This window comes from Streptococcus sp. 2022WUSS135 (genome assembly GCF_044427045.1).
Lineage (GTDB): Bacteria > Bacillota > Bacilli > Lactobacillales > Streptococcaceae > Streptococcus > Streptococcus hashimotonensis.
On sequence record NZ_JAOTGL010000048.1, the window covers coordinates 1 to 6,427 of the forward strand.

Below are 6,427 nucleotides of genomic sequence, written 5' to 3' on the forward strand. Positions count from 1 at the left end.
CGAAGAAATTAGCCCATGATAATAGAAACAAAAGGAAAAACACAAATAGTTCGGCTGGATTTCATCAAAATCAGCTTGAATCTATCTGTGTTTTTTATTTACTGGCTAGTTTTTGCTCAGCCTCTTTTTTTATAACGATTCTCGTTAAATTAAAATTTTCAGAAAACTCTTTGTTTTGGTAAATTTTTTTGATATAATACTGGTCGGAACAAATTATTAATGAATCATATTCTGGAAAGGAGGAGTTTGTGTCTTCTATTCAAGCGGAAAATATCCAAGTCTCTTACGACAATCGGATTATTATTGATGAATTATCAACAAGTATTCCAAAAGGAAATATAACGACGATCATTGGTGCCAATGGCTGTGGAAAATCGACCTTGCTTAAGGCATTGACAAGGATTATCCCAGTTCAAGAAGGGACTATCTATTCAGATGGACAAGCCATTTCACAACTGCCAACCAAGGAAGTCGCAAAAAAATTGGCCCTGCTCCCTCAGGTCTTAGAAGCGACTGAAGGGATTTCCGTCTATGAACTAGTCTCCTATGGTCGCTTTCCGCATCAAAATGGGCTGGGGCATCTCACTGATCAGGATAGAGAGAAAATCAACTGGGCCTTGGAGGTCACTCAGACCGCTCCCTACGCTAGGTTACCAGTTGATGATTTATCAGGTGGTCAGAGGCAACGTGTGTGGATTGCGATGGCACTTGCCCAAGATACGGATACCATTTTCTTAGATGAACCAACAACCTATCTTGATCTCAATCATCAATTGGAAGTCTTAGAACTTTTAAAAGAACTGAATCAAAGCCGACAGAAAACCATTGTGATGGTCCTTCACGATGTCAATTTATCAGCTCGATTTTCAGATTATATGATTGCCATGAAAGAGGGAGATATTCGCTACCATGGGTCTGTGTCCAATATTATGACAACTGAGATACTGAGGGACATTTTTAGCATTGAACCTCAATTGATGCAGGTTACTGGTCAAGATTACCCTATTTTGCTAACTTACGATTTAAAAAAATAATAAGGAGAAAAAATGAAAAAGTTTTTAGCTATTTTTAGTTTATTTGTTGGGCTGGTTTTCTTAACAGCTTGTTCTACCTCTTCCTCTTCAACAGACGTAGAATTGTCTAGCATGCCAAAAATTGAAGGAATTACTTACCACGGTGACATTCCAAAAAATCCTAAAAAAGTTGTCAACTTTGCTTACTCTTACACAGGCTATCTCTTACAATTAGGAATTGATGTATCTAGCTATAGTCTAGATTTAGAAAAAAATAGTCCTGCATTTGGAGATAAACTAAAGGATGTTCCACAATTGACAACGGCAGATACAGAAGCAATTGCCGCACAAAAACCAGATGTCATTCTAGTATTTGCTGGTGATGATAACTTAGAAACACTGAAAGAAATTGCTCCAGTTATTGAAATCACTTATGGAAAGAGTGACTACCTGAAAATGCTGACAGATGTTGGTCAGATTTTTGGAAAAGAAAAGGAAGCACAAGCCTGGTTAGATCAATGGGATAAGAAAGTTGCTACTGCGAAAGAGGAATTGAAAGGATTGATTGATACAAGTTCAACATTTACTGTCATGGACTTCTTCGATAAAAACATCTTCCTTTACGGTAACAACTTTGGTCGTGGTGGAGAATTAGTCTATCGCGCTCTCGGTTTTGCTGCTCCTGCAAAGGTTCAAGAAGACATTATCAGTAAAGAAGGCTGGTTTGGGGTGTCTCAGGAAGCTCTTCCAGAATACGTTGGCGACTATGTGCTTGTTAACGTCAATGATAAAACAAAAGAAGCAGCTGCATCTCTCAAAGAAAGTGATATTTGGAAAAATCTACCTGCTGTAAAGAATGGTCACGTCATCGAGGTAGACTACAACCTCTTCTACTTCTCCGACCCGATGTCTTTAGATTTACAAATTGACGCCTTTGTCTCAGCAATTCAAAAACTTCAGTAAAAGGACTGGATATATGAACAAACTAGTGAGTTATCATTATCCCAAAACAAAGCCAAAGAATATTTGGCTTGTTTTTTTCATCATCTGTCTTTCTTTCATAGCTGGAGGCTATCTTAGTTTACGCTTTGGAGCTATTTCTTATAGCCACCAACAACTGATAGAAACCCTAAGGCATCCACTGACAGATTCTTCCGCTCAGGATGTTATCATCGATTTGCGTTTGCCTAGAATGGTAGCCGCCATCTTGGTGGGAGCTGCTATGGCTCAAGCTGGGGCAATGATGCAAGGAATTACACGCAATCCGATTGCCGATCCTGGCTTATTAGGAATCAATGCTGGCGCAGGACTTGCTCTCATTGTTGCCTATGCTCTATTCGGTGGTTTGCACTACAGTCAAATTTTATTAATATGTTTACTGGGCTCCTGTCTGGCAGCCGGTCTAGTCTTTGGTCTAGCTTATCAGGTACAAAAAGGCTACAATCAACTACGGTTAATTTTATCTGGTGCCATGGTAGCAAGTCTATTTTCTGCTATTGGTCAGGCTATTACTATCTACTTTGATTTATCAACTGCAGTGATTGGCTGGCAAGCAGGGGGATTGGTACAGGTAAACTGGAAGATGCTGGCCATCATCGCTCCTCTTATCATCATTGGCCTCATCCTTGCTCAACTCTTTTCACATCAGCTGACCATCCTGAGTCTCAACGAAACCGTTGCTAAAAATCTAGGGCAACGAACCTTACTGATGACCTTGATTTTGTTGGGAATTGTCCTTCTACTCTCAGCTTCTGCGGTAGCTCTTGTGGGCTCACTTTCTTTTGTCGGGCTCATTATTCCTCACTTTATCCGCATGTTTACAGGGAAAAATTACAAGCTACTCTTGCCATTAACTGCCTTTGCAGGGGCTAGTTTCCTCATCTGGGTAGATTTGGTTTGCCGTTCTATCAATCCACCTGTTGAAACTCCCATTAGCGCAGTCATCAGTATCATTGGTCTCCCTTGCTTCCTATGGTTGATTAGAAAGGAGAAACACTTTTGATAAGACATCACAACTCTCTAAAAATATTCACATTCCTGCTAATCCTTTTATTTGTCATTTTCCTACTTTCCTTATCTATCGGCTATAGCAATTCATCCTTTTCGGATCTCATTGACATCATGAGTGGGCGTGCCAGTTCATCGACTCTACTTATCATTGGGCGAATTCGCTTACCTAGAATAATCGCCTCCATTATCGGAGGGGCTTCTCTGGCTTTGGCGGGTTTGTTGCTACAAACTTTGACCCGCAATCCTCTGGCAGATTCTGGAATATTAGGAATCAACGCAGGAGCTGGTCTTGTTGTGGCACTATTTGTCGGTCTCTCTTCAAAAATCAGCCCTGTCTTATTGAGTCTCATGCCTCTATTTGCTATGATGGGCGGTGGATTAACCATTTTTCTAGTTTACTGGATTGCACGTAAGAAGCTGTACGGCATCCAGCCGGCACGCTTAATTATCACGGGAGTTGGAATTTCGAGCATGCTGTCTGGTATCATGGTCAGCATCATCAGCCAATTAGATGACTTTAAGATGGAATACATTGTCCAGTGGCTCAGTGGTCGAGTAAATGGTGGAGATTGGAAAACTATCGCAATCTATACTCCTCTTCTTCTCTTGGTATGGATGGCAACGTTTAGTCGAAGTCGCTCACTCAATATTATGAATCTAAACGACCAGACAGCCATGGCTTTGGGACTCCACTTACAGCGTGAAAGGCGGATTACCTTGGTATTGGCTACCGCCCTAGCCTCTCTTAGTGTCATTTTAGTTGGTAATATCACCTTCGTTGGTCTCATTGCTGGTCACATTGTGCGCAAATGGTTAGGAAATGACCATCGTGTCATCATTCCAGCTACTATGATAATAGGAAGCTTCATTCTACTTCTAGCGGATACCATAGGACGAGTACTACTTGTCGGAACAGGCATCCCAACCGGCATCATCGTCTCCCTTATCGGCGCTCCCTATTTTCTGTGGTTACTAAAACAAGAAGGCTAGATGACTCCAGCCTTCTTATTATTTTTCTAGGTAAAGTTCAATATCCTCTTTAAGTTTTAATGGACTAGTTGTTGGTAAATATCGTTTGACCACACGCCCTTGTCTATCCACCAAAAACTTGGTAAAATTCCACTCGATTCGACCTCCTAATAAGGTCGATTTTTCTTTTTTGAGATAGCGATATAGCGGACTAGCTCCTGCACCGTTCACTTCAATTTTTGCAAAGCGAGGAAAGGTTGTTCCATAAGTCAAACTACAGGTCTGATTGATTTCTTCAGCAGAACCGGGAGCCTGATTTAAAAATTGATTGCAAGGAAAATCTAGTACGACAAAACCTTTGTCTTTATAAGTATCATAAAGTTCTTGCAATTCCTTGTATTGAGGTGCCAACCCACAACCTGGCGCCGTATTGACAATCAAAAGCACCTGTCCTTGATAATCAGCCATGGCCTGGTCTGTGCCATCTTGTTTTTGTACTGTAAAATTATAAATGCTCATTATATATCCTCCTCTAGTCAAAATAAGTGAATAAATGTTCCATTTCATTTGGAGTGAGTTGTCTGTATGCACCTCGTTCCAAATCCCCCAGCTCAAAACCACCAAAGGAGATTCGCTTGAGATAAGTGACCTTGACACCATAGGCTAAAAACATCTTTTTGACCTGATGAAACTTACCTTCTGCTAGCTTGATGGTCGCTCTGCTATGGTCCAAAGAAGCCTCCAAGACAGTCAAATCTGCGGGTTGGCAACGAGTGCCGCCCAAAAAGGTAACACCTGAAGCAAAAAATGTCGGGGCATCCAGACCCAAGGGGCCGTTGACCTCCACATAGTAGACCTTGTCCACATGGTGGCTGGGATAGAGCATACGATAACCGAGCGGACCATTGTTGGTAATGAGGACTAGGCCTTCGGTATCCCTGTCCAGGCGACCGACGGGGTAGAGACCTTCCCTACTGTCTTGCGAAGAAATCAAGTCAATGACTGTCTGATGCTCTTGGTCTGTCACAGCAGAAACAACCCCTGCAGGTTTGTTGAGTAAATAGTAGACCGAGCCTTTTAGCTCGATTTTTCGCCCTGCCACCTGAATCTCTTGGAGTTCAGGATCGACGATTTGACTGAGACTTTGAGCTGCTTGTCCGTTAATCTTGATTTGCTGGGCTTTGAAAAGTTTTTTAACTTGCTTACGCGAGCCAACCTTGGCTTTCTCTAAACATTTGTCCAATCTCATATCTCTATTCTAGCATAAAACCGAGGTCTTGACTTTGATTGAAAAAAGACTATAATACTAATTAGTGATATATATGCAGATGAAATCCAGTTTGCTTGGATTTCCTACTTTTTATAATAAAGGAGAACTTTATGGGACTTTTACAAGATGGCAAATGGGTGGATCAATGGTATGACACCAAGTCAACAGGCGGTAAATTTGTCCGTACCGTAACACAATTTCGCAACTGGATTACACCCGATGGACAAGCAGGACCGACAGGTGAGGGTGGTTTTAAGGCTGAATCAGGACGTTACCATCTCTACATTTCTTTGGCCTGTCCTTGGGCCAGTCGGACCTTAATCATGCGAAAATTGAAGGGTCTGGAAGACCATATTTCTCTGTCAATCGTACATCCGCTCATGTTGGAAAATGGTTGGACTTTTGCGGACGGACCTGGTGTTATCAAGGATTCCCTCTTTAACAGCGACTATCTTTATCAAGTTTACTTGAAAGCAGACCCAAATTACACTGGCCGTGTAACCGTTCCTGTCCTTTGGGATAAGGAAACAAATACCATCGTCAGCAATGAATCTGCTGAAATCATGCGCATGTTTAACTCTGCTTTTAATGATATTACTGGAAATTACGATGACTACTATCCAGCAAACCTGCAAGCCGAGATTGATTCCATGAATGACTTTGTCTATCCAAACATCAACAATGGCGTCTACAAGGCAGGTTTTTCAACCAGCCAGGCAGTCTATGAAAAAGAGGTCAAGAACCTTTTTGCCGCCTTGGATAAATTGGAAGAGCATTTGGCAGACAAGGACTATCTGGTGGGCAATCAGCTGACAGAGGCTGATATTCGACTCTTTACCACTTTGGTGCGATTCGATCCTGTTTACTTTGGGCATTTCAAGTGCAATACCAAGGCCTTGGTTGACTATCCAAATCTGTGGCACTACACCAAGCGACTCTACAATCATGCTGGTATTACGGAAACGGTAGACTTCAACCATATCAAGCAGCATTATTATGGTAGCCACAAGACCATTAACCCAACAGGTATTGTCCCAGTGGTAAATTCTCAAAGTAAGTTCTAGTTCCTGTCCTTCCAGAAGTTACTTTGAGAAAACTGCATAACACCAACAGAATTTAGTCTCAGACTAAGTTCTGTTTTTGCCTAAAGCTGCAGATTCAAGGA

At 41.7% G+C, this 6,427-nt stretch carries 8 protein-coding genes; 6 read left to right on the forward strand and 2 right to left on the reverse strand.

Going from position 1 to position 6,427, the window contains the following annotated elements:
- The 5 genes from ODU45_RS09670 to ODU45_RS09690 all read left to right on the forward strand — a co-directional run.
- Positions 1-182, forward strand: a 182-nt coding sequence (locus tag ODU45_RS09670) for a hypothetical protein (RefSeq protein ID WP_398581217.1), incomplete at its 5' end; no start/stop codon positions are given.
- Positions 183-248: 66 nt separating this feature from the next.
- The gene (locus ODU45_RS09675) at positions 249-1,034 is read left to right on the forward strand and encodes an ABC transporter ATP-binding protein (RefSeq protein WP_398581218.1); all 786 of its coding nucleotides are present in this window, start codon (positions 249-251) and stop codon (positions 1,032-1,034) included.
- Positions 1,035-1,046: 12 nt separating this feature from the next.
- Positions 1,047-1,976, forward strand: a complete 930-nt coding sequence (locus ODU45_RS09680; protein ID WP_074391490.1) for an ABC transporter substrate-binding protein — start codon at positions 1,047-1,049, stop codon at positions 1,974-1,976.
- 13 nt (positions 1,977-1,989) lie between these two features.
- Complete coding sequence (locus ODU45_RS09685; protein ID WP_398578270.1) at positions 1,990-3,015, forward strand: FecCD family ABC transporter permease; 1,026 nt, start codon at positions 1,990-1,992, stop codon at positions 3,013-3,015.
- A complete protein-coding gene (locus ODU45_RS09690) occupies positions 3,012-4,013 on the forward strand; it encodes an iron ABC transporter permease (protein WP_105243425.1) in 1,002 nt (333 codons plus the stop codon). The genes ODU45_RS09685 and ODU45_RS09690 overlap by 4 nt, the downstream gene beginning before the upstream one ends.
- A gap of 18 nt (positions 4,014-4,031) precedes the next feature.
- Here the strand turns inward: ODU45_RS09690 and ODU45_RS09695 are convergent, their stop codons facing one another.
- Together ODU45_RS09695 and ODU45_RS09700 are read right to left on the reverse strand one after the other, a co-directional pair.
- The gene (locus tag ODU45_RS09695; protein WP_105095482.1) at positions 4,032-4,511 is read right to left on the reverse strand and encodes a glutathione peroxidase; all 480 of its coding nucleotides are present in this window, start codon (positions 4,509-4,511) and stop codon (positions 4,032-4,034) included.
- 13 nt (positions 4,512-4,524) lie between these two features.
- The gene (locus ODU45_RS09700; protein WP_398578269.1) at positions 4,525-5,241 is read right to left on the reverse strand and encodes a pseudouridine synthase; all 717 of its coding nucleotides are present in this window, start codon (positions 5,239-5,241) and stop codon (positions 4,525-4,527) included.
- A gap of 131 nt (positions 5,242-5,372) precedes the next feature.
- Between ODU45_RS09700 and ODU45_RS09705 the strand changes: the two genes are divergently transcribed.
- On the forward strand, positions 5,373-6,326 hold the full coding sequence (locus tag ODU45_RS09705) for a glutathione S-transferase family protein (RefSeq protein ID WP_398581219.1): 954 nt from the start codon (positions 5,373-5,375) through the stop codon (positions 6,324-6,326).
- The last annotated feature ends 101 nt before the right edge of the window (positions 6,327-6,427 follow it).